The sequence below is a fragment of the Longimicrobiales bacterium genome, from assembly GCA_035764935.1.
Lineage (GTDB): Bacteria > Gemmatimonadota > Gemmatimonadetes > Longimicrobiales > RSA9 > DASTYK01.
In genome coordinates this window covers 17477-42187 of record DASTYK010000153.1, presented here as the reverse complement: position 1 = coordinate 42187, position 24711 = coordinate 17477, and the positions used below count along the sequence as shown (strand labels likewise).

General features: G+C 68.1%; 19 protein-coding genes and 1 tRNA gene. 11 read left to right on the top strand and 9 right to left on the bottom strand.

Annotated elements, in window-relative coordinates:
* Positions 1-89: 89 nt before the first annotated feature.
* Both VFU06_13140 and VFU06_13135 read left to right on the top strand, forming a co-directional pair.
* Positions 90-3041, top strand: coding sequence for a TonB-dependent receptor (locus tag VFU06_13140; GenBank protein ID HEU5210332.1), 2952 nt, complete (start codon positions 90-92; stop codon positions 3039-3041).
* Complete coding sequence (locus tag VFU06_13135; protein HEU5210331.1) at positions 3041-4363, top strand: RagB/SusD family nutrient uptake outer membrane protein; 1323 nt, start codon at positions 3041-3043, stop codon at positions 4361-4363. The genes VFU06_13140 and VFU06_13135 overlap by 1 nt, the downstream gene beginning before the upstream one ends.
* A 232-nt stretch (positions 4364-4595) precedes the next feature.
* On the opposite strand, the gene VFU06_13130 is transcribed toward VFU06_13135, so the two are convergent.
* Entirely contained in the window at positions 4596-5081 is a 486-nt protein-coding gene (locus VFU06_13130) for a hypothetical protein (protein HEU5210330.1), read from the bottom strand.
* Positions 5082-5287: 206 nt separating this feature from the next.
* On the opposite strand from VFU06_13130, the gene udk reads away from it, so the two are divergent.
* From udk to VFU06_13115, 3 genes are read left to right on the top strand one after another with little or no spacing between them, the layout of a single operon-like run.
* On the top strand, positions 5288-5911 hold the full coding sequence (gene udk / locus VFU06_13125; GenBank protein ID HEU5210329.1) for a uridine kinase: 624 nt from the start codon (positions 5288-5290) through the stop codon (positions 5909-5911).
* A 7-nt stretch (positions 5912-5918) separates the two neighbouring features.
* Positions 5919-7733, top strand: a complete 1815-nt coding sequence (locus tag VFU06_13120) for a CHASE3 domain-containing protein (GenBank protein ID HEU5210328.1) — start codon at positions 5919-5921, stop codon at positions 7731-7733.
* The gene (locus tag VFU06_13115; protein ID HEU5210327.1) at positions 7730-8869 is read left to right on the top strand and encodes a phosphatase domain-containing protein; all 1140 of its coding nucleotides are present in this window, start codon (positions 7730-7732) and stop codon (positions 8867-8869) included. Before VFU06_13120 ends, VFU06_13115 begins: the two co-directional genes overlap by 4 nt.
* A gap of 259 nt (positions 8870-9128) precedes the next feature.
* On the opposite strand, the gene VFU06_13110 is transcribed toward VFU06_13115, so the two are convergent.
* The 3 genes from VFU06_13110 to VFU06_13100 form a co-directional block, all read right to left on the bottom strand.
* On the bottom strand, positions 9129-9536 hold the full coding sequence (locus VFU06_13110; GenBank protein ID HEU5210326.1) for a hypothetical protein: 408 nt from the start codon (positions 9534-9536) through the stop codon (positions 9129-9131).
* A 124-nt stretch (positions 9537-9660) separates the two neighbouring features.
* Positions 9661-11988, bottom strand: coding sequence for an acyl-CoA dehydrogenase (locus VFU06_13105; GenBank protein HEU5210325.1), 2328 nt, complete (start codon positions 11986-11988; stop codon positions 9661-9663).
* An 18-nt stretch (positions 11989-12006) separates the two neighbouring features.
* The gene (locus VFU06_13100; GenBank protein HEU5210324.1) at positions 12007-14772 is read right to left on the bottom strand and encodes a M14 metallopeptidase family protein; all 2766 of its coding nucleotides are present in this window, start codon (positions 14770-14772) and stop codon (positions 12007-12009) included.
* A 153-nt stretch (positions 14773-14925) separates the two neighbouring features.
* Here VFU06_13100 and VFU06_13095 point away from each other — a divergent pair, with 153 nt between their 5' ends.
* Positions 14926-15321 (top strand): hypothetical protein, encoded by a 396-nt coding sequence (locus tag VFU06_13095; GenBank protein HEU5210323.1) that lies wholly within the window; start codon positions 14926-14928, stop codon positions 15319-15321.
* A 2-nt stretch (positions 15322-15323) separates the two neighbouring features.
* Here VFU06_13095 and VFU06_13090 read toward each other — a convergent pair whose 3' ends face one another.
* Positions 15324-15821: an Rrf2 family transcriptional regulator gene (locus tag VFU06_13090; protein HEU5210322.1), complete on the bottom strand. Its 498-nt coding sequence runs from the start codon at positions 15819-15821 to the stop codon at positions 15324-15326.
* A 22-nt stretch (positions 15822-15843) separates the two neighbouring features.
* A complete protein-coding gene (locus VFU06_13085; protein HEU5210321.1) occupies positions 15844-16143 on the bottom strand; it encodes a helix-turn-helix domain-containing protein in 300 nt (99 codons plus the stop codon).
* Positions 16144-16246: 103 nt separating this feature from the next.
* On the opposite strand from VFU06_13085, the gene VFU06_13080 reads away from it, so the two are divergent.
* Positions 16247-16320 (top strand) — tRNA-Ile (locus VFU06_13080).
* Positions 16321-16617: 297 nt separating this feature from the next.
* Positions 16618-18318, top strand: coding sequence for an HAD hydrolase family protein (locus VFU06_13075; GenBank protein HEU5210320.1), 1701 nt, complete (start codon positions 16618-16620; stop codon positions 18316-18318).
* A 62-nt stretch (positions 18319-18380) separates the two neighbouring features.
* Here the strand turns inward: VFU06_13075 and VFU06_13070 are convergent, their stop codons facing one another.
* Positions 18381-19274 carry a universal stress protein gene (locus tag VFU06_13070; GenBank protein ID HEU5210319.1) on the bottom strand — a complete coding sequence of 298 codons (894 nt, stop codon included), beginning with the start codon at positions 19272-19274 and terminating at the stop codon, positions 18381-18383.
* A 348-nt stretch (positions 19275-19622) separates the two neighbouring features.
* On the opposite strand from VFU06_13070, the gene VFU06_13065 reads away from it, so the two are divergent.
* On the top strand, positions 19623-20486 hold the full coding sequence (locus VFU06_13065; GenBank protein ID HEU5210318.1) for a HAMP domain-containing sensor histidine kinase: 864 nt from the start codon (positions 19623-19625) through the stop codon (positions 20484-20486).
* 52 nt (positions 20487-20538) lie between these two features.
* Positions 20539-20946 carry a DUF302 domain-containing protein gene (locus tag VFU06_13060; protein ID HEU5210317.1) on the top strand — a complete coding sequence of 136 codons (408 nt, stop codon included), beginning with the start codon at positions 20539-20541 and terminating at the stop codon, positions 20944-20946.
* A gap of 116 nt (positions 20947-21062) precedes the next feature.
* Here the strand turns inward: VFU06_13060 and VFU06_13055 are convergent, their stop codons facing one another.
* Positions 21063-22706, bottom strand: a complete 1644-nt coding sequence (locus VFU06_13055) for a hypothetical protein (protein HEU5210316.1) — start codon at positions 22704-22706, stop codon at positions 21063-21065.
* Positions 22707-22902: 196 nt separating this feature from the next.
* Here VFU06_13055 and VFU06_13050 point away from each other — a divergent pair, with 196 nt between their 5' ends.
* A complete protein-coding gene (locus VFU06_13050; protein HEU5210315.1) occupies positions 22903-23592 on the top strand; it encodes a helix-turn-helix domain-containing protein in 690 nt (229 codons plus the stop codon).
* 124 nt (positions 23593-23716) lie between these two features.
* On the opposite strand, the gene VFU06_13045 is transcribed toward VFU06_13050, so the two are convergent.
* The gene (locus VFU06_13045) at positions 23717-24682 is read right to left on the bottom strand and encodes a tetratricopeptide repeat protein (protein ID HEU5210314.1); all 966 of its coding nucleotides are present in this window, start codon (positions 24680-24682) and stop codon (positions 23717-23719) included.
* Between the last annotated feature and the right edge of the window lie 29 nt (positions 24683-24711).

The window sequence follows — 24711 nt, the reverse complement described above, 5'->3', positions numbered from 1 at the left end:
GCGTGCTGGATACGCAGTTCGCAGAGCTGTGTCCACGACCCGGCAGCGCCGGGTCCGTCGTACCGTTCCCCTCCAGCAGGAGCGCCGGAATGAGAATCACATCTCGGCCGGAGACACGCCGTCTCCGGGGGGCAGCACTGTCGTTGCTCGTTGCACTCCTCGCCGCGGGACCCGTGGCAGCACAGGACAACGGGCGGGTCACCGGCCAGGTCACGGGCCGGTCGGGCGCACCGATCCCGGGCGTGCAGGTCTACATCTCCGCGACGAACCAGGGCACGCTCACCAACGAGAGCGGCCGCTTCCTGATCACCAACGTGGCCGCGGGCACCCACACCGTGCGCGCGGAGCGGATCGGCTTCCAGGGCGTCGACCAGCAGGTCACGGTGGAGGCGGGCGCAAGCGTGGTGGTCAGTTTCACGCTGATGGAGCAGGCCCTCGGCCTCGACGAGATCGTCGTGACCGGCACAGCGGGCGCGGCGCGCCGGCGCGAGGTCGGCAACACGGTGGCACAGATCAACGTGACGGAACTGCCTGCACCGCCGGCGAACGTCGATGCACTGCTGCAGTCGCAGGCGGCCGGCATCCTGGTTGGCCAGGGCAACGGCGCCGTGGGCTCGGGCGCGCAGATCCGCTTGCGCGGCGCAGTCTCGGTGTCGCAGTCGAACCAGCCGATCATCTACGTGGACGGTGTGCGCATCCGCAGCGACGCGTACTCCCGCAACATCTCGCCCACGGAGGGCGCGGGCCGCGGCGGCAACGTCACGGCCTCTCCGCTGAACGACATCAACCCTGCCGACATCGAGCGGATCGAGGTACTCAAGGGCTCGGCCGCGTCGACGCTGTACGGCACCGAAGCCGCGGCTGGCGTGATCCAGATCTTCACCAAGCGCGGCCGTGCCGGTGCAGCGCAGTGGTCGATGCAGGTCGACCAGGGCTTCAACCGCCTGATGCCGTTCGCGCCGGACGTGGACGTACGGCCTCCCGGTGATCCGACGTTCGCAGACATACCGCAGGGGCAGTACTCGTACGAGCGGCTGAACATGGAGCCCTACCTGCGCGACGGGCACCGGCAGAAGTACGCGCTCAGCGTGTCCGGTGGCGGTCAGGCGCTGCAGTACTACATGTCGGGCCAGTACGACCAGAACGAGGGCGTGCTGCCGCTCGACGAGGAGAAGAAGTCAGCGATCCGCGGCAACTTCACCTTCTCGCCGCTCTCCATGCTGACCGTGCAGGTGAACTCCGGCTACACGCGCACGGACATCTCGAACACACCGGCGGGCAACAACGCACAGGGGCTCATCCTGAATGCGTATCGTCGCGAGCGGAACTACTTCTCCAACGGCGACCCGGACACGGTGCGACTGGTACTGAACCAGGAGACGACCACACGTGTCGACCGCTTCATCCTGGGCGGCACACTGAACTTCCACCCGATGGATCAGTGGACGAACCGCTTCACGATCGGCTACGACGAGGCGGTGCAGGACAACCGGAGCCTGCGGCCGTACGGCTACCGCCAGCTTCCGACGGGCAAGCTCTACACATCGCACAACACGTACACGGCGCTGACGGCTGACTTCGCGTCGAACTACCAGCTCGGCATCCGGGAGGGGTTGAGCACAACGCTGTCGGTCGGCGGGCAGAGTGTTACGACCGAGGACCGGCGCGTGCAGGCGGAAGCAACCAACTTCGCGGGACCGGGCGACCCTGACATCGACGCGGGCGCCAACCGCCTGAGCTGGGAAACACGCGAGCGGGTCGTCAACGCCGGGTTCTTCGGCCAGGCGCTCTTCAATCTGCTCGACCGCTACTTCCTCACCGTCGGTGTCCGCGTGGACGGCAACTCGGCGTTCGGCGAGGATCTCGGCCTGCAGACGTACCCGAAGATCTCGGGCTCCTACATCATCTCGGACGAGTCGTTCTGGAGCCCGTCGCTGGGCGTGCTGAAGCTGCGCGCCGCGTGGGGCCAGTCGGGGCGCGCGCCGGGAACGTTCGACGCCGTGCGCACATGGGACGCGGTCGGGTACGGCGGCGACCCGGCGTACACGCCGGCGAACCTCGGCAACGCAGACCTCGGCCCGGAACGCACCTCGGAGACCGAGGTCGGCTTCGACTGGGCCGTGCTCGACAACCGGGTCAGCACGGAAGTGACCTGGTACCGCCAGCGCACGACGGATGCACTCTTCAATGTCCGCAAGCCGCCGTCGGAAGGGTTCGCGCTGACGCAGCTCGAGAACGTCGGCACGATCCAGAACCAGGGCTGGGAGCTGAACGTCAATGCTGCCCTGCTGGACCGTCAGAACTGGGGCTTCGACATCGGCGCGAACCTCTACACCAACAAGTCGGAAGTCATCGACCTGGGCGCTGCCGTTCCGTTCGCAGCAGGCGGCGGATGGGTCGAGGAGGGGCTGCCGGTCATGGTGCTGCGCGGCGTGAAGATCCACAACGGCGATCGCCTCGAGGACCCGGTCCGCTGCACGCAGGCGATACTCGACGCCGGCAGCGCATGCTACGAGCTGGACGTACCGCTCGGACCCCAGCAGCCGACTCTGACGTTCGGCATCGCGCCCACACTGCGCATGCCACGCGGCATCACGTTGTCGGCCCGCGCCGAGTACATGGGCGGTCACTGGATCTATGACGGCCCGACCAACGAGGCGGTCAACCGCGGCATCCGGTGGCCGACATGCCTGGACTACTACCAGCTCACCGATGCCGGCAACGGCGACCAGGCGACGGCCGAGCGGCGCTACTTCTGCGACGGCCGCTTCTACGTGCGCGGCACGATGGCGTGGAAGGCGGATTTCGCCAAGATCCGCGACGTGACGCTGCAGGTGCCGCTCGGGACGCTGATCCCGCGCACGAGCAGCTCCATGCTCACGCTGTCGGCGCAGAACTTCTACCGCTGGCGCAACGACGACTTCCCGATCTTCGATCCCGAGATGGTGTCCAATGCGGGCTTCGGTGAACAGAACCCGTCCATCACGGAGCACATCCCACCTGCGGCGAGCTTCGTCGCATCGATCCGGGTGAACTTCTGATGCGCACCGCGAATTACGAACCGGGAGAGACGATCATGCTGAGCATGCGCAACGCGCTCGCGATCCTGGCTGTCGCGGTGATCGCTGGTGGCTGTGACTTCGACGTGCAGAACCCCGGGCCCACGCCGGATGACTTCCTGGACAGCCCGGAGGCACACCAGGCGTACGCAAACGGTGCGGCACTCGAGCTGATGGACGCGCTGAACCAGGTCGCGTACACGACGTCGGCGGTGACCCGCGAGCTGTTCCCCGCCGGCTCGACGTCCTCCTTCGGCATCTCCGCCAACCAGCAGGTCGGGCGGCTGCTGTTCGACGATGAGCACGCCGATTCCTGGACGCCGCACCAGCGCTCGCGCTACATCGCGGAAAGCGGCTTCGAACGGTTCTCCGCCCAGCGCGAGGGCAACGTCAACGGCTACCGCCCCTCGGCGGAGGCCGCACTGTGGGCAGGCTACGCCAACCGCCTGCTCGGCGAGAACTGGTGCGAGGCCGTGATCGACGGCGGCAGCGTGGAGGATGGCTCCGTCTGGCTCCAGCGCGCCGAGGACTGGTTCACGACGGCCATCGAGGTGGCAGGCGGAAGCCCCGATCTCGCGAACGTGGTGACCGCGGCGCACGCGGGGCGCGCATCCGTCCGGGCGTTCCTCGGCGACTGGACCGGTGCGATGCAGGACGCCGCGGTGGTACCCGACGAGTTCGTCTTCCAGCTCGGCTACCACAACACACAGCAGTCGCACTACAACCGCATCTACTTCGCGGGCGCGAACCAGCCATACCGTGCGGTCACCGTATGGAACACCGTGTACGAAGACTATTACGAGCAGACCGGTGACCCGCGCACGCCGTGGGGGCTGATGGAAGGATTCCCGCAGGGGGACGCTGCACTCGCATTCCTGGACAACCAGCGCGTGCCCTTCTATCAGCAGCTGAAGTACGACGATGAGGACGACGACATCAACCTGTCGTCCGGCCGCGAGATGCGACTGCTGGAGATCGAGAACCAGCTGCGCAACGGCGCGTGGCAGGTCGCGATGGACGCATTGAACGCGCGGCGCACCGCGCTCGGCGTGCCCGCCTTCACCGCAGCTTCGCTCGACGAGGCGTGGACGCACTACAAGCGCGAGCGAGGCATCGAGCTCTGGCTCGAGGGACGTCGCATGGGCGACCTGCGCCGCTGGGAGCAGGACAATGTGCCCGGCGATCTGCACCCGCTCGAGGAGCCGGGCAACCCGGCATCGTACCTGGTCGCCGAGCGCTCACTCTGCTACGACATCCCGCAGAACGAGCGGCAGTCCAATCCGAACGTGCCCGACCAGCCGTGACTACACTTTTTTCACCGCAGAGAGCGCTGAGGTCGCAGAGAACGGAATTGAGTTATTCCTGATCAACTGAAAAACGGAGGGTGGCCGGCAAACGCCGGTCACCCTTTAGTTTTGTTTTGAAATGAACCTGCGTCGCGGAAGCGCTGCATCGCGTCTCTGCCGCACGACTCCTTTCGTTCCTCAGCGTGCTCTGCGCTCTCTGCGGTAAAATTGCAGTTCCGGAAGTGAGCGGTCAGAAGCCGATCGGCACGCGGATCTGCACGGCCGGTCCTCGACGCATCTCGGGATTCTCGATCGGCGGGCGGTCGTCGTTTGCGTTTCCGGAGCCGAAGCCTTCCATCACGATGAAGACCGCGGCGGCCGCGACGGCGCCGACCAGCGCACCGGTGCGCAGCCGGTCGAGACGCCGCACCTCGACGTCCTGCACCTGGGAGACCGGGATCTCGACGCGCTGCGTGAGTCGCCCGGCACGCGACGTCGCATCCGCCGCAGCGATGGGCGTGTCCAGCAGGATTGCGCCGTTCTCGCGGCGTAGCAGCGTGCCCGGCACCTCGCGGTCGTCGCTCATGCGCAGCTCCGCGAGGCGGTCGGCCTCTGCCCCCGTGACGCGGAGTCGGACGGGCGTGCCGGGCGCAACGTCCTCGATGGCGGCCTCGCTGTAGCTGTAGCAGCCGGTACCGAACAGGAGGGAGAGGAGCAGGACGAGACGCTTCGGCATGGCGATTCACCTCGTGGTGGAGTGCGGGTGTATAGTGCAGCCCCCGGCGCGGCGGCGGAAGACCGGCACGATTTGACCGCCGCGTCCAGTCACTCTGACCCGCAGCGGCAGAGGGCCATGCTGAGCCGCGCGGCGCGGCGCTCGCCCTTTCGCGCAGGCCGCTGTTTCGACACCTTGCGCGCCATGAATGGAGCGAATACGCACCCGTGAGGCCGGTCATTCTCGGTGTCGCCGGCGGCAGCGGCTCGGGCAAGACCACGGTCGTGCGCGAGATCGTCAGTGCCCTCGGCGCCGACCAGGTCGCGGTGATCCATCACGACAGCTACTACCGGGACGCGAGTCACCTGCCGCTCGAGGAGCGGACCTCGACCAATTACGACCATCCCGATGCGCTCGAGACGGGGCTGCTGGTCCGGCACCTGGAGCAGCTGCGGCGCGGCGAGCCGGTCGAGGTACCCGTCTACGACTTCACCTCTCACGTTCGCCGCGCGGAGAAGCAGCACGTCGCGCCGGCCAGGGTCGTGATCGTGGACGGCCTGATGATCCTGTGGGACGCGGCGCTGCGCGAACTGATGGACATCAAGGTCTTCGTCGACACCGACGCGGACCTGCGCTTCATCCGCCGGCTGCTGCGCGACATTCGCGAGCGCGGCCGCACGGCGGAATCGGTGATCCGGCAGTACACGGAGAACGTCCGGCCCATGCACCTCGAGTTCGTCGAGCCGAGCAAGCGGTACGCCGACGTCATCATACCGGAGGGCGGGCAGAACCGGGTGGCCGTGGACATGCTGATCACCAAGGTCCGCTCCGTCGTGGACAGCACCGACTGATACCAACGTGGCGCTGACGACCGCCGAGAAGATCAACGTCGGATTCGTAGCGGGAATCGCGATCGTCGTGCTGATCGGCGCGGTCTCGTACCGCGCCATGACGCGCTCCCTGGCGAATGCGGCCGCGGTCGCCGAGACCCACGAGGTGCTCGCGTCACTGCAGCGCACCCAGTCGCTGCTGCTCGACGCCGAGTCCGCCCAGCGCGGTTACATCATCACCGGTGACCACGACTACCTCGCCCGCTTCCAGAGCGCACACCGGGAGATCTCGCGCGAGCTGGTGAGGCTGCGTGAGCTGCGGCTCGCCGACACCGAAGGGACCGGACGCCTTTCGCGCCTCGGCACGCTCATCGCGCAGCGCATGGCCATGATCCGCGAAGGCATCACTGCGTACGACGCGAGCGGCCCCGATGCAGCCGGGACCGGAGTATTCGACGGTGCCGGGCGCGAGGTGATGGACACGGTCCGTGCCCTCGCGACGTCGCTCGAGCGGCGCGAGCGCGTGCTGCTGCAGGAGCGCAGCGAGCAGGCGGAGCTGAGCGCGCGCAGCGCGCAGGCGGTCGTCGTCGGCAGCGCGCTGTTCGGCCTGCTGCTCGTCCTGCTCTCGACTCACCTGATCCGTCGCGACATCACGGACCGGCAGCGGGTGGAGAGCGCGCTGCGGGAAAGCGAGGCGGTGCTCGGCCAGTTCATGGAAAGCCTGCCCGTCGGCGCGTACGTGATCGACGCAGCGGGACGGCCGCGCTTTGCCAACACCGCCGCACGCGCACTGCTGGGCCGCGGGATCGTGCCGGACGCACTGCCGGAGGACATGAACCAGACGTACCAGATCCACCGGGCGGGCACCGACTCCCTCTACCCTGCGTCCGAGCTGCCGCTGGTGCAGGCCCTCGCCGGGTTCCGCAGCACGATCGACGATGCCGAAGTCCACCGCAACGGCCACGTCGTGCCCGTCGCAGTGAGCGCTGCCCCGATCTACGACGTAACCGGCCGCGTCGCCTATGCGATCGCCGTGTTCAGCGATATCACCGGGCAGCGCCGGTCCGAGGAGGCGCTGCGCGCGGCTAGGGACAGCGCGGAAGCGGCGAACCGGACCAAGAGCGAGTTCCTGGCGCGCATGAGTCACGAGCTGCGCACACCGCTCAACTCCGTCATCGGGTTCGCCAACATCCTGCTCAGGAACAAGGGCGGAAATCTCCGGCCGCAGGACATGGTCTACCTGGAACGCATCAACGAGAACGGCGGGCACCTGCTGACGCTCATCAACGACGTACTCGACCTGTCCAAGATCGAGGCGGGCAAGATCGAGCTGGAGATCACGACGTTCTCCCTCAGCGAGCTGATCGACGAGGTGCTGCGTCAGTGGGATGGACAGATGCCTGCCGGGCTCGCACTGCGCGCGGAAGTGCCGGGCGGAATCGCGCCGATCGACTCCGATCGCGCGCGCCTCAAGCAGGTGCTCATCAACCTGGTCAGCAATGCGGTGAAGTTCACGGAGCGCGGCCACGTCACGGTGAAAGTCGACGCCGAGGCGTTCGCTCCGCGCCGGATCCTCGTGAGCGACACCGGGATCGGCATCGAGGCGGACCGGCTCGGGCCGATCTTCGAGGCCTTCGAGCAGGCGGAAAGCTCGACCGCCAGGCGCTACGGCGGGACCGGCCTCGGCCTGCCGATCTCGCGACGCCTCTGTCACCTGCTCGGCTATTCGCTCGAAGTCGAGAGCCAGGTCGGCAGCGGCACCACCTTCACGATCGATCTTGCGCCGCCGGAGCCACCGCGCTACGACGAGTTCGACGCGCACGACGCGCCGCGCCACGCATGACCCGACGGCGCAGCTTTCTGCTTCGCGCAGCACGGGGTGTCGGCAGCGCTATCGACGCGGTGCGCGGCGCGGGACCCGACACGACCTACGTCGTCGGATACCGCGGGTACGGCACCCCCGACGAGGTCTTCGTGAGCGGTCGCGTGCTGCGCGGCCAGCCGCTCGGGCCCGCCGCCGAGCAGGATCCGTGGTGGCGCAACCTCGCCAACACGTACCGTCGCATGGAGAGCGACGAGATCGCCGGCGCGCGCGTCTGCGTCCGGGTCGACGCGGCTGCACGGGAAGCCGTCTCCGGAGACGAGGGCTATTTCCGCTCCTGGATCGCGCCCGCGGAGCCGCTTTCGCACGAGCGCCTCTGGCACCCTGTCGAGCTCGACCTGCTCGCCGACGACGAACCCGTCAGCACAACGACCACGCACGTGCTGATCCCCGCAACGACCGCGCGCTTCGGCATCATCAGCGACCTGGACGATACCGTCATTCGGACGGACGCCACGCACATGCTCCGCATGCTCCGCGGCGTTCTCTTCACCAACGCGCGCACTCGCCTGCCCTTTGAAGGCGTCGCAGGCTTCTACCAGGCGCTGCACCGCGGAACCGGTACGTCTGCCAACCCGGTGTTCTACGTGTCCAGCAGCCCGTGGAACCTCTACGACGTGATCACCGAGTTCCTCGAGCACCGCCGCATCCCGATGGGCCCGCTGTTCCTCCGTGACTGGGGCATCCGCGGCAGCAGCCTGCCCATCGGACACCGCTCTCACAAGCTGGACGCTATCCGGCAGATCCTCGACACCTATCCCGGTCTGCCCTTTCTCCTCCTGGGCGACAGCGGGCAGCAGGACCCGGAGATCTACGCCGAGATCGTCGCGCACTACCCGCGCCGCATCCTCGGCATCTACATCCGCGACGTCACCGGCCACGCCGAGCGACGCACCGCCATCGAAGAGCTCGCGCAGGAGGTCCACGACGCCGGCAGCACCCTCGTCCTGGTCGAGGACACCGTCGCCGCCGCACGGCACGCTGCCTCCATGGGATGGGTCAGACCCGAATCGATCGAGGGCGTCCGGATCGAGCGCTCACGCGACCACGGGCCAGGCAGACCGCCGCCGGAGCATGAGCCGAAGGTGCTGGAGTGACTCTGGTTCGTGTATCTACCACGGAGAGCACGGGGGTCACAGAGAACGAACTTTGAGGCGTGCTCCGGGGACGCGATTCAATTACGGAGGGTGGGAAGTCTGTGAAGCAGGCGCGGCAACAAACAATAAATCCGTTGCCGTGCGGCCAGACGTTGGGAATGAACGCTCGCCGCGGCGGACCTGCTCATCTTCGTTTCGTAATACCCGTTCTCAGCTCCTCCTCGGTGCTCTCAGTGATCTCGGTGGTAGAACCAAAGGATCAAGCCGTTGACTCCCGTACCCGGTCCAGGTTGAACTGCAGGTACCCCAGCAGATCCGCGGCCAGCGGCGCCGCATCCGGATACTCGGAGTCGCCCCACATGAAGCCGTCGTTCAGGCGGACGGTGAAATGCTCCTTGGCGGTCACGCCGTCGCGCTTGGCGTCGCGCCAGAGTGACAGCTCGCCGTAGGCCGCAGAGACGTAGAGCGCTGCACCCGTGCCGGATGCAGCGTCGTCCAGTCGCACCGTGAACCCCGCGACCGGATGCACCAGCCGGCGCTGCCCCCGTACGTGACCTACCACGTCGACGGTCATCCCGGGGACGTCACGCGCCAGCGTGCGGAAGGCCCGCTCGAGCGCTGTCACCCGATGCGCGCCGGACCGATCGATTGTCGCTGCTTCTGTCATGGCGGGCCTCAACACCCTCGGCTGTTCAGTTGATCTCCAATGATTGCGCCGGGGTTCGCCGCGGCACAAGGAAATCGTATACGAAGCGCCGGGGCCAGCCCGGAGCCGGGTGCGCAACCTGTTGTCAGCCAATGGGAAAGGCGATGGGCGCCGCCACCACCGCCGCCGGCAGCTCGAATGCGCCCACCAGTTCCAGGGCCCTCGGGCGGTTCAGTGCGAGAAGCTGGTTCACTGTGGCCCGGATTGCCCGTGTCTTGACCGGCTCCATGTAACCGGCCTCGAGGAACCAGGCGGCGTCGCGCTCGATGGCGGAGAGCGCGAACAGCGAGCGTACGGGTTCGAGCCGAGCGACGTCGCCGTCGGCAGTGGCGGCGACGAACTGCCCGAGGAGCACGCGCTCGACGTGGGCGCGGGCAAGGTGGATCGCGTGGTCCTGGCACTCGTTGAGCGCGAGGAAGGCGTCCATCCCACCGTCGATGCGGGATTTCAGACGCCGTGCGAGCGAGGCGAGCAGCCGCTGTTCCCGGTACTCGAGGGCGGCGATCTGCGTGTCGGCGTCGCGCAGGTGCTCCTCGTCGGTGCGCCGGGTGGCGATCGGGTTGCGTTCCGTGACGGCGGTCGCCGCGCGGCCGGCGAGGTAGCGTGCGATGCCGAGCGGTCGCAGCTCGCCGAACTGTGCGCGGTAGCTGCCGAGCAGCGAACGGGCGACGAGTTGATAGAGCACCGCGTTGGCGCCCTCGAACGTGGTGAAGACGTCGGCGTCGGCGCGCAGTGCGGGCAGCCGGTTCTCAGCCATGTAGCCCTGCCCGCCGCAGACCTCGCGCGCGTGCTGGATCGCGGCGACGGCATGATCCGACGCGTAAGCCTTGAGCCCTGCGGCGAGAGCTTCTACCTCGCGCGCCGAGTCCTCGTCCTGGGCAGCGAAGCTGCGCGTCAGGTGCTGAAACGCGAGCTCGATCGCGTACGTCGTCGCGAGGCCGGGCAGCAGCCGCCGCTGAACGGAGACGTAATCCAGGATCGGCACCTCGGGCGAACCTTCCGGACCGAACTGGCGCCGTTGTGCTGCGTACCGGATGCCGATCGTGAGTGCTGTCTGTGCGGCGCTGGCTGCTGCGCCGGCGACGGCGATGCGCCCCGCGACGAGCGTTCCCAGCATCGTGAAGAAGCGACGACCGGGGCTCGCGATCGGGCTCGAGTACGCGCCGGACGCATCGACGCTGCCGAACCGGTCCAGCAGGTTCTCGCGGGGCACACGCACGTTGTCGAAATACAGCCGACCGTTGTCGACGCCGTTCAAGCCCTGCTTTTCCCCGCAGTCCTCGATGCGCACGCCGGCGGATGGCCTGCCCTCCGCGTCACGGATCGGAACCAGCAGGGCGTGCACGCCATGGCGGCCGCCGGGCGTCTCGAGCTGCGCGAACACCGTTGCGATGCGGCCGTGCACGGCTGCGTTGCCGATGTAATCCTTGCGTGCGCGCTCGTGCGGTGTGTGGATCACGAATTCGCCGCTGTCCGCATCGTAGCGCGCGGTCGTCTCGATGTCGCGTACGTTCGAGCCGTGGCCTGTCTCCGTCATCGCAAAGCAGCCGGGCAGCTCCAGCGTGAGTGCCCGCTGCAGGTAGCGCTCATGATGGGAGCGTGTGCCGAGCTGGTAGATGCTGCCGGCGAACAGGCCGAACTGGACACCGTATTTCGTGAACAGCGAGAGATCGTGGCTGGCGATGGCGCGGTACACGGCGAACGATGCGACGATGTCGTGGTCGCCGCCGAACTCGCGCGGATACGCGATTGCCGGCAACCCCTCATCCGCGAGCGCGTGGCACCACGCGAGGACCCGCTCGCGGCGTTCGGCTGTTGGCGAGTCCGGTGCCATGTGCGCGAAGTCCGGTCGGGCGAGTCGCTCGAGCACGCGGGTGCGCAACGCGCGCGAGGGTCCGCCGAGCACCCGCGCGATCGCCTCGACGTCACGCGGCTGCGTCGCGGTGCTGGGCGCGGCCGCCGCGGGCGCCGGCTCGGCCAGCGCATCACTCAGGAGCGCACGGGCGCTCTCGCTGTCGGGCAGACCGAGCGCGTCCTCGACCACCTTCACCGCGCGCAGCGTCTGCTCGTCGGCGCTGACGCCCTCCGCCCGACCGATTGCGCGCGCCAGGGTCGCGATCGACAGGTGCTCGCCCTGCCCGAGCCGGGAGGCCGCACGACGGACATCGAGCAGCAGCGCCTCGAGCACTTCGGGCGTCGGCGGATGCACAGGGTCGAGCCAGCGTGCCAGGGCCGTTGCGGTGCGCGGCTCGACGCCGGCCTCGTCCAGGCGCCGGCGCAGCACGGCAGCTTCCTCGGCGGTCAGCTCGCCGTCGGCCCAGGCGATATAGAGCAGTGGCGCGAACGGCAGAAGAGCGCGATCGATCTGATCGCGCTCTTCCCCGCCCGCAACGTGCGGACGTTTCTCCATCATTCGATCAGCGTCACCGGCTCAGCGCAGGCGCGCCTCCTCCGCCGTGCCGTAGTAGATGCCGTTGAAGAGGAACTTGAACGTGCCGTGCGGCTGCGCACGGAACACGATCTCCGGGCCGAAGAGGAAGAGCTTCCCTTCGCCGACCTGCGCCTCTGCAATGGCCACGCCGTTCTCCAGGTACTGCTGCCCCCACGCCCAGCCGCTGCGCAGCGGCGTCGCCGAGTCGTAGCGGGCAATCGGCGTGACCCCATCACCCGTGATCCGGAACACCGGGCTGTTGTCGTATACGACGATCGCACGCTCGTCCATGCCGTGCGCGAGCGGATGCTCCTCCGTCACCGCCACCTCGAGCAGCGAGTTCGGCACGTAGAACTTCGAGCGTGGCAGCTCCTGCTCCGTGCCGTTCACGTTCTCGACAAGAGCACTCGCGACCGGGAGCCCGAGATGCTGCGCCAGGGCGGTCGAAGAGCCGATGGTCAGGATCGTGCCGCCGTTCTGCAGGAAGCTGCGCAGCTGCGGCACCGTCTTTTCCACGGTGACACTGCCCAGCCAGCTCCGGAACTCCGCCGGCACGGTGCTCTCGTCGAAGCTGCCGAAGCCGCGCGAGCCGCCCGCCTGGTCCGACTGCGGAACCAGCCCGTCGACGAAGACGATGACATCGTACTTCCGGTGCAGGTTGCCGGCGTCGAGCTCCTGCGGATACACAACGGTGTGCGGCATCTCGAACTGCTCGAAGATCCAGCGGGTCCAGCCGGACGGCATCGAGCCGCCGTAGCGATCGACGAGCGCGATGCGCGGCTCGCGCAGCTGGAGCGCCGAGGACGCCGGAGCCTGCTGCGCACCCTCGAAGACGAGGCCGAGGTCCCGGGCCGCGGTGTCGATGATGCGACGTGCATTGCCGCGCGCGGGGATCCAGAACGTGCCGGCCGGCCAGGTCGTGCCATCGACGCTCACCGGCTGCGTGAGCCAGTAGACGCGCTGGTCGCCGGCGAGCAGGCGGCTGACGGCGGTGAACGCGTCGTTCACCTCGTGGCTCAGGAACCACCCCGCGCGCGCGTCCTCCACCCGACCGGCGACGCGCGGCGCGTCCAGCCCCGTGATCCGCTCGAACGGTCCGTCGAAGCCGTCCAGGATGCGGTCGAAGTCGACGCCCATCTGGTAGGCAAGCGTCCAGCCGGCCACGTCGTACGGCGGCGTCGGGGGCCCGCCCGGGTAGGGGATGTCGTCCGGATGGTCCTGCGGCTCGAACATGTCGATGATGTGCGGCCGGAACGACTGCGCGGTCTTGATCACGTACGAGCCGCTCGGGTACTGCTTGCCATTCACCGTGAAGTCACTGGTCGCACGGTGCACGATGATGCCGTTCTCGAGCAGCGCCTCGATGAGCTTGCCGGCCGTCTGGAAGTCCGGCTGATCGGACGGCAGGATGTAGCCGCGCGGCTCGCGGTCCTCGGGCCGGCGAAGGTGACGCTCGAAGTCCGCGGGTGAACCGGTGGCACCACCCCGGAAGCCGTTGCCGTTCTCACGCCCACCATCACGCAACGACTCGTCCAGCGTGGCGATCTCGCGCGGCCATGTCGTCCACGTGTCGCGGCTGCCCTCCTCGATCGCGTCGCGCCCCATCACGTAGATGTTGTACAGGAACTGCTCGCGCCGACGCGAAGCGATGTCGAACACCGCGTAGTTCGCCGTCACCGAATAGTCGATCGAGTTGCGGAAATGCCAGACCTGCGGCTCGATCGGGTACGGCAGATCGTTGCTCGCGAGCTGGCGCCGCGCGATCAGCGGGATCTCGATCGGCGTCGGGTTGCCGATCGTCTCGGTCAGCAGCCCGTACATGTTGTGGTAGTACGTGATCGTCCGCAGCCCGCCGTTCCACCAGGTCGAGTAGTTCGCGCCCAGGCGGTTCGTGATGCCCGGCTTGTCCTCCGCGACGAAGCGCGTCATCATCGCGCCGCCGATCATGTCCAGGCCCGCCGGAATCAGCGGGTGCAGGTTGTAGTTGAACGGGTCGCGGAAGGGCGGTGCGAACATCACGGTACCGGCCGGGCCGGTCTGGTGATGGTTGTAGACGATCTGCGGGAACCACTCCGTGAACATGACGCGGTTCATGTTCTCGGTTTCCGGCTGCGTCGACATGTAGAAGTCGCGGTTGTTGTCGTGCCCCACGTACTTCTGGTACAGGCGCGGCACACCACTGGTCGAGCGCTTCTCCGGCACCGGCTCGCGCATGTACCAGTCGGCAACGAGCTCCATTCCGTCGGGGTTCGCGTGCACCGCCAGAATGATGAGGTCGTCCAGGAAACGGAGCGTCTCCTCGTCGTCGCGGCTCAGCAGCTGGTAGACCGTCTCGGTGAGCTGGGATGCGCCGAGCACCTCCGTGGCGTGCAGACCGCCGTCGAACCAGACGATGGCCTTCCCCTCGCGTGCGAGCGCGCGCGCCTGCTCATCGGTGAGCCCCTCGGCCCGCGCGAGCTGGCGCGCGATCTCCCTGTAGCGGTCCAGCCGCGTATGGTTCTCCGGCGACGTGATGATCGCCATCAGCTGCGGCCGGCCTTCGGCCGTGGTCCCGATCGTGTCGAGCACCATCCGGTCCGACTCGCCTGCCAGCTTCTGCCAGTAGGCCTGGAATGCCGTGTAGTCGGGCAGCCAGTAGTCGCTCCCGATCGCATGACCGAAGTGCTGTTCCGGTGTCGTGACCCGGCTCTGCCCCTCCGCGTCGCCAGACGCGAGGAGGAACACGAGCGGGAGGGCAACCAGTGTACGCTGGCAGGCTCTCCGCATGGCGGCTCCTGATTGTGGAGGAAGTGCGTGGACGGGCCGGCGCGCCGGCCTCGACCGCGGTAGAGTACGAAAAACGATGCGGCCGCGCCAGCACAGGCTTTTCATTAACGCACCCGGCACCTACTTTCGGCGCGCCACTTTCCCGGAGGCTCAGTGCTCGAATTCGTTCTCGGTCTGCATTCTGGCGTGCGTTACCTCGTGCTGCTCGCCGCACTGGTCGCACTCGTCGCTGCGATCATGGCCGGCCGGCCCGGCCGGCCCGCCAGCCGCGCGCACGACCGCGTCTACATGATCTTCGTGGGCCTGCTCGACCTGCAGGTCGTCGTCGGCATCGTGCTCCTGCTGCTGCGCGGCTTCTATCCGCAGCTCATGGGGCACATCTTCACCATGCTCCTTGCCGTCGCCGTCGCGCACGGCTTCGGTGTCGCCGCACGCAACCGCGAGCGTGAACGCATGCAGCCCGCAACCGGACTGCGCATCGCGGGCGTGCTGGCCACCATCGTGCTGGTGGTCGGCGGCATCATGGCGATCGGCCGACCGATCCTGTAGCGCTACGACTCGAGGCTCCGGGCCGGCGCGAGATCACGACCACGCCCGTTCAGCGCAGGCAGCGGGACCTCCGCGCCGGCCGCCGAATGGCCCATCGCACGCGCACTCGCCAGCGCATCCGCGACCGTGGTCTCGCGAAAGAACGAGCTGATCTGCGAAGCGACGGGCTTCCAGCGCGCATGCGCACCGCAGGGATTCGCGTCACTGCATTTCGGCCTGCCGAGCACGCAGCGACGGCCCAGTGTCAGCTCGTCGAAATGACTCACCACGTCGATCAGCCGCAGATCGCTCGCCGCGACCGCCAGCTGGAAGCCTCCGTGCGGCCCGCGCAATGACGAGAGCACGCCCTCGCGCGCCAGCACGTGCAGAATCTTCGACAGGTAGTTCTGCGGAACGGCGAGCGCCTCGGCGACGTCGTTCACGCGCACCGGCCCCTGCTCCGGCCGCTCCGCGAGGTAGAACACCGCACGCAGCGCGTATTCCGCGGTCTGTGACAGCACGGCCCCTCCTGGTGGTGTCGCGCTAGTCCCCGGCGCGTGACACGCGCATCGAGGCCTCCCCCGCATCCGCATCGCGCCGCGCCTGCCGCGCACCCCTGATACCGAACTCGCGCAGCTTGCGGTACAGCGTGCGCCGATCGATGCCCAGGATCTCCGCCGTGCGGCCGCGATGCCCGCCCATCTCGTTCAGCACGATCAGGATGTACTCGCGCTCGAGACGCGCCAGCGACCAGCGCTCCCGCCATGCTCCGTCGACAAGCTCACGCTCCGGCGCATCGCTCGTGATCTCCGGCCTCGCCGCCGGGCTGTGCGAACTCGACATGGTGTACCTCTCGGGGTGCCGGACGTGCCCGCCCGCCGACGGAAAAAGGGCCCTCCGCGGGTTGCAAGGCTTCCGCCCTGTGTTTATGTTTCTGGTCTCCCACGGGCCAGTAGCTCAGGTGGTTAGAGCGCACGCCTGATAAGCGTGAGGTCGGTAGTTCAACTCTACCCTGGCCCATTCGACGCCCCGTCCGGATGCTCCTCGCGAGCCTGTCCGGGCGGGGCGTCCTTCATTTGCCGCCCGCCAAGATGCCGTACGCCCACCCCGTCCGCTGTCGGGGAATTCCCCATTCGATGGGGCGGAATTTCCCACGAGGACGACCACCGATCCGCAGCGGTCCTGCGGACACGGAATGCGCCCCCTCCTCACCGGTAGACCGGCAGAGTGCGTTAGATTCGAGTGGGTATGTCTGCCGTGCGGCTCCGCCTCGGTTCACAGCCGCTGAGGGACGAGAGGGCACGAGGGAGAAGCGCCATGCCGTACACCTTCCGCGTCGTCGCGCTGGACTACGACGGCACCATCGCGCGGGATGATCGCGTGCATCCGCCGGTGCTGGATGCGATCGCCGAGCTGCGCAGGCAGCGGCGAAAGGTGCTGCTCTGCACGGGCCGTCGCGTGGAGGAGCTGCGAGCGGTCTTCCCGGACGTGGACCGGCACTTCGATGCGATCGTTGCGGAGAACGGAGGCCTCATCGTGATGGCATCCGAGATCCTCTGGTCGGCGGAGGCGTTGCCGGAAGAGCTGGACGCGGTGCTCGCGAATGCGTGTGTCCCGTTCCAGCGCGGACGCGTGCTGATCGGGACCGATGCGAACTATGCCCCTGAGGTCCGCACGGCGATCGAGGATCTCGGACTCGAAGCGCAGCTCGTCTACAACAGGGGCGCGCTCATGGTGCTGCCGTCGGGCGTGTCCAAGGGATCGGGGCTGCTGCATGCGTTCGGACTGCTCGAAGTGTCACGGCACTCCGCGATCGGCATCGGCGACGCCGAGAACGACCATTCTCTGCTGCAGGCGTGCGAGATCGGAGTTGCCGTCGGCGACGCCGTGCCCGGGCTGAAGATCCATGCGGACCTCTGCCTGGATGAGCCGAACGGTGAGGGCGTCGCGGAATTCCTCGCGGGGCCGGTCCTGCGTGGTGAGCTGAGCGTGCGGCCGAAGCGGTGGCAGATCGAGCTGGGGCGCAGCGCAGACGGAACCCCTGCACTGCTGCCGGGCTCGGGCGTCAACGTGCTGATTGCCGGCGCGAGCTGCTCGGGCAAGTCACGCCTTGCCGGGCTGATCGTCGAGCGCCTGGTCAGCCGCCAGTACGCGGTGTGCGTGCTCGACGCAGAGGGGGACCACGCGAATCTCGAAACGCTGGCCGGCGTCGTCACGGTGGGCGGGCTGGAGCCGCTGCCGCGCCCGGAGCGCATTGCCGCCCTGGTGCGCAACCGGTTCAGCAGCGTCGTGATGGACATGTCGCTGCTCGAGGCGGATGAGAAACGTGCGTACACCTCCGCCGTGATCCGCGAGCTGCACCGGCTGCGTCGGGAGCGTGGGTACCCGCACTGGATCGTGGTCGAGGAGGCGGACCAGCTGCTCCCGGAAGAGGGGCTGACGGTAGGGCCGGAGGAAACCCCGATCGCGCACTGCCTGGTTACGCACCGGCCGGCCGTGCTGCCGGGTCCCCTGCTGACGGGCATCGATGTCATCCTCGCGCTGCCGGGCGCAGAGCGGCTCGCCCGTATCCCTGCCGGCGGTCCGGAGGATGCGGACCAGGCGGAGCAGCCATTCGTGCTCCAGCCGGGGGAGGCGCTGCTCGCGACGGCGGATGGCGTGCTGCGATTCGAGATCGCTCCGCGCTCGGTGTCGCACGTGCGGCACCAGCAGAAGTACCTGCATGCGGAGGTGCCGTCCAACTTCCGGTTCTACTTCGGGCATGCCAACGGGGACCGCCCGAGTGCCGCGAACATTGCCGAGTTCCGCGACGAGATCAGGAGCGCCGCGAGTGGGGTGCTGCGTGAGCACCTCGGGGCAGGCGACTTTTCCCGCTGGGTTCTCGAAGTGATTGCCGATGACGAGCTCGGCTCGCGCCTGCGCGGCATCGAGCGCTGGTTTCACAACGACCCGGATGCGGATATCGAAGCGGCCCGCACCGCCATGATCGCGGCGATCCGTGATCGCTACGTCCAGTGACAGGGAGCGCGGCGCGCGCTGAGCCTGCGCCCGGCGTATGGGTGCGCCGAGCAGCCTGGTCGTCAGCGCACGACCAGGACCGAACACGACGAACCGCGCAGCACCCCGTCCGCGACGCTGCCGAGGAGGAGACGTCCGGCCCCACCCGCGCCACTGCTTCCCATCACGATGAGATCCACGTCGGAACCGCGCTGCGCCGAGATGACGCCGGTCGCCGGATCCGATTCCTGCACCCGGATCGTTAGCGCGTCCTGCTGAAACCCGACGTCATCCACCTGCTGCTCCACCCACGCCTCTGCCTGCTCGAGCTGCTGCTGCCGCAGTCGCTTCCCGGCAGCGATCCCGGATACGCTTTCGGCCAGGTTCAGGTACACGGGACGGAAACCGTGGTAGACGGTCGTGTGTGCGCCAAAGGCCCGTGCAAAGCCGCACGCCCAGCGCATTGCGGCCCGCGCCGGCTCCGAATCATCGACGGCAACCAGGATGTGCTTCGGCGCGTGCGGCGGCACGGCGCGCGCAAGCAGAACGGGGACCGGCGCGCAGCGCACGAGTGCCTCCGCAGTGCTGCCCAGCGTGGGCCAGAGACCGCGCGGGCGCGAGTGCTCACCCACGACCACGATGTCTGCGGAGGTGCTCGTCGCCACATCCGCGATGACCCTGTCCGGTCGGCCGTCACGGACTTCGACGCTCACGTTCTGCCAGCCCCGCTCCGCGACCAGCGCGTTCAGTCGCTCCAGCGCCGCGACCCGCTCGCGTTCGACCACCTCGTCACGTGAGGGAAAAACGCCGCGCAGGAACACCGGCGCAGGCGGCACCTCGAGCGCATGCACGAGGGTGCACCGCGCGTCGGGCGCGAACCGCGAACACACCCACTCCACTGCGTCGAGCGACTGCGCACTGAAGTCGGTGCCGGCCACGATTCGGTCGATTGTGTGCTTTACCCTGTCGACGCTCACGCGATTTCCTCCTTCCGGCTCGATTTGCACCGTCTGCTTGCCGTACACGTCCAACTCCCTGCCGCCGGCGCGCTGCGGGGGCAGCTGTCCGGCACACGTGAGTATACCCAGGTCGAGACAGGGAATCTGCCGGGACAACGACGAACATCACGTAGGGCTTTCTCTGCCGGTCTGCCGCGTTCCGGATGTGTCCATCGAGCCCCGGCCGGCGACACGGCGCACAATGCGGCGGCAGCGGCCGGAGCGCAGGGAATTCCCCACAGCACGTAAGGAAAACTCCTACGACCGGAATACAGGCCGGAGGTACTATAGAAGTTGACCCTCCGCAGCCCGTTACTGGAGGTGCGCATGTCCACCGCTACGACTGCACGGCCGCGGCAAGAGCAGGAGGAGCAGCTCGCGCTCGCTGCCGAACGGCTGATCGCTGCCTCCTGTGATCCTGCGCATGGCATGAGCGACGAGGCACGGGAGCTCGTGCGGGCGCTCGCCAACACGTGTCTGAACCAGGTGCGCGCAGCGCGCCAGGCACTCACCGTCCGGGACCAGGTGCTCGGCGCGGTCGCGCACGACCTGCGCGATCCGCTGAACACCATCGTCACCAGCGTCGACCTGCTGCAGCTCCCCATGAACGAGGAGCAGCGCACCCGCCAGCTCAACGTGATCCTGCGCTCCGCGCTGCGCATGGACCGCCTGATCCAGGATCTGCTGGATGTCGTGAGGCTCGAGTCGTCGCAGCTCAACCTGCACCAGGAGTGGCTCCCGGCCGCCGACATTGCGCGTGATGCGGTCGAGATGCATGCGACGCGCGCCGCCGCCAGCTCCCAGGCGTTGCGTTTCTTCGCGGACGCGGACCTGCCGTTGATCCGGGGGGACCGGCACCGCCTGCAGCAGGCGCTCTCGAACCTGCTGGACAATGCGATCCGCTACACGCCGTGCGGCGGCTCCATCGACGTGCAGTGCACCAAAATCAACGGCTGGGTGCGCTACACGGTCGCCGACACCGGCCCCGGCATACCCCCCGCGGATCTGCCGAACCTCTTCGCCGCGTTCTGGCAGGGCCGCCGCTCGAGCCCCGGCGGCACCGGGCTGGGCCTGGCAATTGCGCGCGGTGTGGTCGAAGCTCACGGCGGCAGCATCGGCGCCGAGAACAGGCCCGGCGGCGGCGCACTCTTCAGCATCACGATCCCGGCCGGCGAAGCTCAGCTCGCATGACGTCGCGTGCGCGACCCGGCGTGCGCTCCTCGAACAGTGAGTCCAGTTGCCCATGAACGACATCACGCTGTCCTACGGATTCGGTACCCGCATCGACGTGCCGTATGATGCTGCAGTCGAGCGCGTGCGCGAGGCGCTCGCGACGGAAGGCTTCGGGGTGCTCACCGAAATCGACGTGCGTGCAACACTGAAGAAGAAGCTGGACGTCGAGTTCCGCCCCTACATCATCCTGGGCGCATGCAACCCGCCACTCGCGCACCGCGCTCTCACGGCAGAGCTCGACATCGGTCTGCTGCTGCCGTGCAACGTCGTCGTGTATGCGGAGAATGACGACAGCAGTGTCGTCAGCATCATGGACCCGGTCCCCGCCCTGGGGCTGACCGGACGTGACGATATCCGGCCACTGGCAGAGGACGTCCGGGCACGCATGCAGCGCGTGCTGCAGCGCGTTCAGGAATGACGGACTGAAATTGCGGTAAGGCACCCGGACGCGCGAACGGCGGCCCGGCATCCCTCGGTGGTGCCGGGCCGCCCGCTTATGATCACGACGCGTTCGATGGCGTGCGTCGCCGTGCTCTACTGCCGGCCGGCTCCGATCGGAGCACCCTCCCATACGCGTGCAAAGCGCGCTTCCACCTCGTCCGCCTCCCCCGTGCGACCCTGCGCGCGCAGCGCACGGGCCAGCCCGTGCAGTGACCAGCCGTTCTCGGGGAAGAAGGCGAGGTCCTTCTCGAACGCGCGCTGCGCCTCCGCCGGCCTGCCTGCAAGGAGCAGCACCGCGCCCAGCTCCTGGTGAACCGGGATCGACCAGTCCGGCGGCTCGCCGTACGTCAGTGCGCTCTCTGCCTCCGCCGCCCTGCCCAGGTGCGCCACTGCGGTCTCATAGTCCTCGCGCGACGCGGCAATGTGCCCCGCCAGCACGTCCGCCGCGATCGCGAGCACTGCGCCTGCCGTGTTGAACTCCAGGCGCTCGTCCGCCAGCGCGGGATCCCCGGCGGCCGCGCGAACGGCGGCGAGGTCGGCTTCCGCTGCGGCGTGGTCGCCCGTCGCGGCCGCCGCACGGCCATGCGCGTAATGCCACATCGCTCGTGCGTGCTTCAACTCGGCGGGCGGTGCCGGCTCGGCAAGTAGCTCGTCCCATGCGCCGAACCGTACCCGCATCTGCAGCCTGCGCGTGCGGTGATGCTGCATGAACGTCATCCCCGGCGCTCCAAGCATCTCCTCGGGCTGCAGCTCCATCATCCTGTCCGCCGAGCCGATCGCCTGCTCACGTCGCCCGATCATGCTCGCGGCAAACGCGAGAAAGTCGTAATTGTGCGGGTAATAGCCCGCCACATAGACGCCGAACGCCGGCTTCTGATCACGGATGTACGTCTCATCCGCGTGCACCGCATGCTCGTTGGCGGCAATCGCGTCGCGGTAGCGGCCCACGCGCACGTAGATGTGGCCCGGCATGTGAACCAGGTGGCCTGCACCCGGCATCAGCCCCGCCAGCCGCTCCGCCGCACTCACCGCTCGCTCCGGGTCCACCGCCTCCACTGCATGAATGTAGAAGTGGTTCGCGCCCGGATGGTTCGGCGCCCTCTCGATCACCGTTTCCAGCGCGCTCAGCAGCGCACTCGTCTGCGGCCGCGGCGAGCCGTCCCGCTCCCAGTAGTTCCACGGGCTGAGATCCATGATCGCTTCCGCGTACAGCGACGCGACCTCGCTGTCGTCCGGATACTGCGCGGCCACCGCCGCCATCGCCCGCGCATACGCGGAGTCCAGCGACGCGCGGTCTGCCGCCGGCACCGCCGCGTAGCGCGTCGCCAGCGCTTCGATCAGCGCACGCTCCCGCGGGTTCGCATGCTGACTGCGCGCCCGCGCCTCGGCAATCGCCGCATAGGCCGCGGCGCCCGAAGCACTGTCCATTGGCAGGTTGATGTTCGGCCCGTACGACAGTGCCTCCCCCCACCAGCACATTGCACACGTGTCGTCCAGCGCCGCGGCAGCACGGAACGCGCGGATCGCTTCGGCATGATTGAACGCGTAGTAGAGCCGCAGCCCCTGGTTGAAATACTCCTGTGCCCGCGGCTGACTCGTCGTAACCGTGTACGCGTGCGTTCCAAGGTTGTCATACAACGGGACATCCGCCGGCGCGTGACCGGTGTGCTGCGCGTCCACCGTGTCCGGCGCGCAGGCCATCAGCACGGCGGCAATCAGTACATACTTCGGCTTCATGGTCTCCATCCTGAACGGGGACTGAAAAGGCAAACGACGTCGTTCGGCCGCGCCCCACGGAAGCGGCACACAACGACGTCGTTCTATCTGCGAGCATACTGTGCGGTATGTAGGGGCACAGATCGACTTGCTCAAGCACCATGGGACGAGCGATTCATATTCCGGGACGACGCTTTCTTGCGAAATACCACGCGGTATGTTAAAGTCCGGCATGCAGAAGAACGGGGCGGACACGCGCGAGCGGCTGCTGGACGCCGCGGAGCAGCTGTACCTGGAGCGCGGGTACGGCGCGACGTCCGTTGAGGCCGTGGTGGAGGCGGCGGGCCTGACCAAGGGCGCACTGTTCCACCACTTCCCCACCAAGCATGACCTCGCCCTCGCGCTGGTCGAGCGCTATGCGACGAGCGACCGTCGCATGCTGGAGCAGACCATCGCGCGAGCGGAGCGGCTGAGCAGGGACCCCGTTCAGCAGGTGCTGCTGATGGTGGGGCTGGCGGAGGAGGCGCTGTCGAACCTGCCGCTCGAGCGAACGGGCTGTCTCTTCGCATCCTTCGGCTACCAGGCAGCGCTGTTCGACGAGCAGGTACACACGCTGATCCGGCGCGAGCTGCTCGTCTGGCGGGAGCTGGTCGCTGCCCGGCTGCGGGCTGCGATGGCGCAGCAGCCACCGCGCCTGGATGTGACAGCCGACGAGCTGGCGGACGGCCTGGTCGCCGCGATCGAGGGCGGCTTCGTGCTGGCGCGCGGGCTGCGGGAAGCTGCCCTGCTGCCCGGTCAGCTGCGGCAGTTCCGGAACTATCTCGAGCTGCTCTTCGGTGTTGGCTCGCTCGTCGTGGCGCCGCCTCCCGCATCCGCGGCACCTGAAGCGGAAATCTCCGCAACCTGATCCGCGCGCGAACGCGCCTTCCATTCGCAGCCGCTATTACGCAGCACGGCCCCGCACCAGCATCGGTGCGGGGCCGTGCACGTTCCCCGGTTCCCCCTGTGCGTCATCGCACGGTATCCGGAGCTCACCGGACGCCGACCGCCTCCATGGCAGGCATCCGCCAGGACTCGACCTCACTGATGAACGCGATCGCCAGGGCGCCGAGATCCGTCGACGCCGTATCCTCGCCGCTGATGCGCTGCTGTACGCGGGCGAGGCTGACGCGAGCGCGCTCGTGGGCGTCGTTGGCGGCGAGGGCCGCCTCGTAGGCCGCGGCTGCAGACACCAGGTCGCCCGAGCGCTCGAGTGCGACGCCGAGGTTGTTCTGGAACAGCGCCGAGCCGGGCTTCAGCTCCACTGCACGGGCGAGCGGTGGCAGTGCATCCTCGAAGCGGCCGAGCCGGATCAGCTGCAGCGCGTAGTTGTTCATCGACCAGGCATCCTCCGGATCGATGGCAAGTGCCTCGCGGTACGCGACGAGTGCCTCTTCTGCGCGGCCCAGCTCGCCGAGAGCGTTGCCCATCACGCGCAGTACCGGTGCGGACTGCGGCTCGAGCGTGCGCGCGGCCTCGATCTGGGCGAGCGCCTCCTCTGCCCTGCCCTGCTCGATCAGCACGCGGCCGAGATTGGTGCGGGCCTTCACGTTCGCGCTGTCCAGCTCCACGGTCCTCTCCAGCGCTGCGATCGCACGTTCGGCGTCACCCGCTTTCCAGGCAGACAGCCCGAGCATGTAGTGACCCCAGCCGTTCCCGGGATGCGTCGTCGTGTACACACCGAACATCTCCGTCGCGTCGACGTAGCGCCCCGCGTGGTACACCGCCTCCGCGTCCGAGTACGTGACGTTCTCCGGCACCGTTACGGTGGGTGTCGCGCTCTCGATGGTGTCGACATCCATCACCGGCGTGGCGGTGACCGGCTGCGAGACGGGCGCGGCCGCTGCCACCCGCCGCTCACGTGGCACCGACTCACCGCCGTCGCAGGCCAGCACCGTCCCCGCGAGCGTCAGTGCTGCGGCGATTCCGTTCATCCCGTTGAAGTGCGTGATCCGCATGTCTTCCTCCCCTGTTCGTGCGCCCTCGG

Excerpts from the sequence above, each read along its gene's own strand:
- VFU06_13135 (HEU5210331.1), top strand. The coding sequence starts at position 3,041 with ATGCGCACCGCGAATTACGAACCGGGAGAGACGATCATGCTGAGCATG.
- VFU06_13065 (HEU5210318.1), top strand. The coding sequence starts at position 19,623 with ATGTCCACCGCTACGACTGCACGGCCGCGGCAAGAGCAGGAGGAGCAG.
- VFU06_13050 (HEU5210315.1), top strand. The coding sequence starts at position 22,903 with ATGTTAAAGTCCGGCATGCAGAAGAACGGGGCGGACACGCGCGAGCGG.
- VFU06_13130 (HEU5210330.1), bottom strand. The coding sequence starts at position 5,081 with ATGCCGAAGCGTCTCGTCCTGCTCCTCTCCCTCCTGTTCGGTACCGGC.
- VFU06_13140 (HEU5210332.1), top strand. The coding sequence starts at position 90 with ATGAGAATCACATCTCGGCCGGAGACACGCCGTCTCCGGGGGGCAGCA.
- VFU06_13085 (HEU5210321.1), bottom strand. The coding sequence starts at position 16,143 with ATGTCGAGTTCGCACAGCCCGGCGGCGAGGCCGGAGATCACGAGCGAT.
- VFU06_13060 (HEU5210317.1), top strand. The coding sequence starts at position 20,539 with ATGAACGACATCACGCTGTCCTACGGATTCGGTACCCGCATCGACGTG.
- VFU06_13115 (HEU5210327.1), top strand. The coding sequence starts at position 7,730 with ATGACCCGACGGCGCAGCTTTCTGCTTCGCGCAGCACGGGGTGTCGGC.
- VFU06_13110 (HEU5210326.1), bottom strand. The coding sequence starts at position 9,536 with ATGACAGAAGCAGCGACAATCGATCGGTCCGGCGCGCATCGGGTGACA.
- VFU06_13105 (HEU5210325.1), bottom strand. The coding sequence starts at position 11,988 with ATGATGGAGAAACGTCCGCACGTTGCGGGCGGGGAAGAGCGCGATCAG.
- VFU06_13045 (HEU5210314.1), bottom strand. The coding sequence starts at position 24,682 with ATGCGGATCACGCACTTCAACGGGATGAACGGAATCGCCGCAGCACTG.
- VFU06_13075 (HEU5210320.1), top strand. The coding sequence starts at position 16,618 with ATGCCGTACACCTTCCGCGTCGTCGCGCTGGACTACGACGGCACCATC.
- VFU06_13055 (HEU5210316.1), bottom strand. The coding sequence starts at position 22,706 with ATGAAGCCGAAGTATGTACTGATTGCCGCCGTGCTGATGGCCTGCGCG.
- VFU06_13100 (HEU5210324.1), bottom strand. The coding sequence starts at position 14,772 with ATGCGGAGAGCCTGCCAGCGTACACTGGTTGCCCTCCCGCTCGTGTTC.